The sequence below is a fragment of the Rhizobacter sp. P2_H3 genome (genome assembly GCF_056403355.1).
Genome location: NZ_JBFUFQ010000350.1, coordinates 1 through 4245 on the forward strand (window position 1 = coordinate 1; position 4245 = coordinate 4245).

At 71.9% G+C, this 4245-nt stretch carries 4 protein-coding genes; 1 reads left to right on the forward strand and 3 read right to left on the reverse strand.

The features are described from left to right. From AC1D1T_RS30565 to AC1D1T_RS30575, 3 genes are all read right to left on the reverse strand, one after another. Window positions 1-809, reverse strand: an 809-nt coding sequence (locus tag AC1D1T_RS30565) for a cache domain-containing protein (RefSeq protein WP_477993172.1), incomplete at its 3' end; no start/stop codon positions are given. 141 nt (window positions 810-950) lie between these two features. Continuing rightward, window positions 951-3251 (reverse strand): ATP-dependent DNA helicase, encoded by a 2301-nt coding sequence (locus AC1D1T_RS30570; RefSeq protein ID WP_477993174.1) that lies wholly within the window; start codon window positions 3249-3251, stop codon window positions 951-953. A 4-nt stretch (window positions 3252-3255) separates the two neighbouring features. After that, window positions 3256-3759, reverse strand: a complete 504-nt coding sequence (locus tag AC1D1T_RS30575; RefSeq protein WP_477993176.1) for a BON domain-containing protein — start codon at window positions 3757-3759, stop codon at window positions 3256-3258. Between the two features lie 78 nt (window positions 3760-3837). On the opposite strand from AC1D1T_RS30575, the gene AC1D1T_RS30580 reads away from it, so the two are divergent. After that, window positions 3838-4245 (forward strand): DUF6597 domain-containing transcriptional factor (locus AC1D1T_RS30580; RefSeq protein WP_477993178.1); only part of this gene is annotated, 408 nt, incomplete at its 3' end.

Here is a 4245-nt window from a genome sequence, read left to right on the forward strand (position 1 = left end):
ACGCCGGCCAGCGTCGCGGCCGCCACCGCGAGCGCGAGCGTCGCGGCAGCCTCCAGCAGCGGTGCGCGGTAGATGTCGCGCGGAATGTCGAGCACGACCGACCAGGACGAGAGCGCCGATTTCACGGTGAAGCGCCCGCCGGCGTCGACGTCGGTGGCCGGGTTGAAGCCCGGCGCCGCGCGCCGCGCCATCGTCCCGCCGCTGCCGTCGAGCAGCGCGAGCGACCAGCCGGCCGGCAGCCCGACCGCTTCCAGCTGCGCCTGGAACTGACGCACCTCGAACACCGTCAGCACGACGAAGGCCGCCCTGCCATCGCGCAGTGCCGGCGCCGCGACGGCCACCAGCGGCTCCTTGGCGACCGGGCCGATGAACAGGTCTCCGACCGCCGGGCGGCCGCTGGCGAATGCGATCGGCACGGCCGCCCGGCCCTTCGGGACCGGCAGCGGCGGCAAGGCCGTGCCGAAAGGCACGCGGGTGTTGAGCAGCATGTGCAGGCCGGGGTCGGCCACGATCACGTGGCCGCCGAAGCTGCGGCGGAACGCCTGCGCTTCCTCGTAGAGCTCGGCGCGGCGCGACGCCACGTCGATCAGCGGCGACTGCGCCAGCATCCCGAGCGCGCCGATGCGGGCGTTCAGGAACTGATCGACGTCGCCGGCGAGCGTGGTCGCAATGCCCCGGGCCTCGCGGTCGCGGTTGTCCTGCACGTCGCGCACGCGTTCGATGGCAAGGTAGATCGAGAGCACCCCCAGCGGCCCGACGCACAGCCAGATCAGCCGTGTCAGGAACGCATGAAGCGACGGTGCGGGCATGATCAACCTTTGCTGAACCACGACAACGCTTCGCAGACGATGCAGCGTGACACGAACAGCGGTGCGCACGGCGCCACGATGCCACCTTTTATACACGCTCGCCCGGCGCACAACGGGCGGGGTTCTCCGGAGAGAAAAAGCTCAGCCGGCCGCCGCGACGACCTGCCACCACGCCGGCAACAGCCCGCGCACCTGCGGCTTCGCGAAGCGGTCGTCGATCAGGATCACGACCCCTTCGTCGCTGGTCGTGCGGATCACCCGCCCGGCCGCCTGCACCACCTTCTGCAGGCCCGGGTAGAGGTAGGCGTAGTCGTAGCCGGCGCCGAAGCGCCTGTCCATCCGCTCGCGCACGCACTCGTTGACCGGATTGACCTGCGGCAGCCCGAGCGTCGCGACGAAGGCACCGATCAGGCGCCGGCCCGGCAGGTCGATGCCCTCGGCGAACGCCCCGCCCAGCACCGCGAAGCCGACCCCCTGCCCGTGCTCGGTGAAGCGCGCGAGGAACTGCTGGCGCGAGGCCTCGTCCATCGCGCGCGACTGCGCCCACTGCGGCACGCCCGGGTGCGTCGCCTGCAACAACGCCACCACCTGCTGCAGGTAGTCGAAGCTGCTGAAGAACGCCATGTAGTTGCCCGGCGACTTCTCGTACTGCCGCGCGATCAGCTCGACGATGGGGGCGAGCGAGTCCGCCCGCTGCTGCCAGCGCGTCGAGATGTGGCGCGCGATGCGCACCGACAGCTGCCGCGCCTCGAACGGCGACTCCACGTCGATCCACACGGTGTGCTTCGGCAGGCCCAGCGTGTCTTCATGGAAGCCCTGCGGCGTCAGCGTCGCCGAGAACAGCGTCGTCGTGTGCGCCGCCTCGAAGCGCCCGCGCAGGTGCGGCGCCGGGATCAGGTTGCGCAGGCACAGCGTCGAGCGAACCCGCGTGCCGTGGCGCTCGGCGATCGTCACGTCGACCTGCGAGTTCTCGTCCAGCAGCTCCAGCACCCGCGTCACGTGCAGCGCGTCGAAGTAGAAGCGCAGCAGCGGCGCATCGTTCGGCGACTGGCCGTCGGCGAAGTGCTCGCCGAGCGCCGCGATCGCGTTCTGCAGCGCATCGCGCCACGCCGCCGGCGGCTTCTCGTGCACCTCGAAATCGGCGGCCTGCGCCTTGTTGAGCGCATTCCACGCGCGGTGCAGGCGATCGAGCGCCGGCTTCACCGCGGGCGGCGCCTTGCTGCGCAGCGCGGCCACGTCGGCCTGCTGCAGTTCGGCCGAATACATCTTGCGGCCGCGTTCGAGCAGGTTGTGCGCCTCGTCGACCAGCACGCCGACGCGCCAGTCGTTCGCGAGCGTCAGGCCGTGCAGCATCGCGCCGAGGTCGAACCAGTAGTTGTAGTCGCCGACCACCACGTCGCTCCAGCGCACCAACTCCTGGCTCAGGTAGTAGGGGCACACCTGATGGGCCAGCGCCACCTCGCGCACGCGGGCCTGGTCGAGCGGGCTTCCGCTTGTGCCGACACCGCCGGCAAGCGCCGCGCTGCGCGCCGCCGGCAGCCGGTCGTAGAAGCCGCGCGCCAGCGGGCACGACTCGCCATGGCAGGCCTTGTCGGGGTGCTCGCAGGCCTTGTCGCGCGCGACCAGCTCCACCACGCGCAGCGGCGGTGCATCGGTGCCCCCGGTGATCAGCCGCAGCGCCTCCAGTGCGAGGCCGCGGCCCGGCGTCTTGGCCGCGAGGAAGAACAGCTTGTCGAGGCGCTGCGTCGGGCAGGCCTTCAACAGCGGGAACAGCGTGCCCACCGTCTTGCCGATGCCGGTGGGCGCCTGCGCGAGCAGGCAGCGGCCGGCCGTTGCCGCGCGGTACACCGCCTCGGCCAGCGGGCGCTGGCCGGCGCGGAACTCCGCATGCGGGAATCGCAGGCCCTGCAGCGCGGCATCGCGGGCGCCGCGGTGCGCAAGCTCCTGCGCCGCCCAGGCCAGGAAGCGCTCGCACTGCTGCTCGAAGAACTGCTGCAGCTCGGCCGCGCTGCAGGTCTCGCTGAACACCATTTCCTGCTGCGAAGCGATGTCGTAGTAGACGAGCGCGACGCGCAGCTTCGGCAGCTCGAACTTCTGGCACAGCAAGGCGCCGTAGATCTTGGCCTGCGCCCAGTGCAGGTGGCGGTGGTTGGCCGGCTGGCGCGCGAGGTCGCCGCGGTGCGTCTTGATCTCTTCGAGCAGGCCCTTGTCGGGGTCGTAGCCGTCGGCCCGGCCGCGCACCCGCAGCGCGCCGTGCGTGCCGCTGAGGTTGACCTCCGCCTGGTAGCGCCCGCCGCGGCGCGAGGCCRCCATCGCATGGCCGGCCATGCCCTCCTGCGCGGAAGGGCCGGGCGTGAAGCGCAGGTCGAGGTCGCCCTGCTTGGCCGTGAACTCGCACAGCTCGCGCACGGCGATGGTGTAGGTGGGGGTGTCGACGCTCATGGGATCAGCGCGAGAGTGTCGCAGGCCGCGTCTTGTAGGGGGGCCGCGCCGTCGGATCGGTGCGCAGGATCGCCGTCGCCTGCTGCACGTGCGGCAGGCCGCGGATGAAGCTTTCGATGCGGCCGGCCTGCGCCTCGTCGCGCGCACAGCCTTCGACGTAGACCACGCGGCCCTGCACCGTGACCCACAGCGTGGTGTCGGGGAACGGGTTGCGCGCCTGCACCGCCTGCTGGATCGCCGACGCGATGTCCGTGTCGTAGGCATAGGCGTTCGGCCGGTCGCACTCCTTCGCGAGCCAGCAGGTCGTGCCCTTCTCGAGCCGGCGGTGCGCCTGCACGCGGCGGTCGGCCTCGTCGGTGAACGGGCCGGCGGGCAACGGGCAGTCGGGCAGCGCGGCGGTGATCGGGAAGAACGGATCGTTGAACCAGTTCTGCAGCGCGTCGGATGGCTGCGCTGCGCTGCCGGTCGCGAGCAGGAGGGCGGTTACGCCGATCGAGATGCGGTGCATCCCGTGATCCTAGAGCCTGTTGACACGGCGGGTTGCCCGTATGCTGCACTTTTGCGCAACCCGCGATGGAGGCGTCCGGTGGCCCAGCGCTTGTTCGTTCGACTCGACGAGGACCCCGTCCAGGGCCCGGAATCCGGCACGCCCGCGGACAGCCTGCGAACGCTGCCGCTGCCCGCCGCGTTGCAGCCCTTCGTCGCGCAGATGCTGCTGTACCGCGAGCGCTTCGCGCCGGGCCACGAGATCGTCGAACGCGTGATCCCCGATGGCGCGGTGCGCCTGGTCGTTCACTGGGGCGACGCGCCGGCGGCCGGGCCGCAGCGCAGCCTGCTCGCGATCGGGCCCTCGACCACGCCGGCCGTGCTGCGCCTGTCGGGCCGCATGGCCGGGCTCGCGATCACGCTGCGCCACGGCGCGGCGGCCGCGCTGCTCGGCGTGCCGGTCGGCGAGATCGCCGGGCTTGCGTTGCCGCTGCAGGCGCTGTGGCCG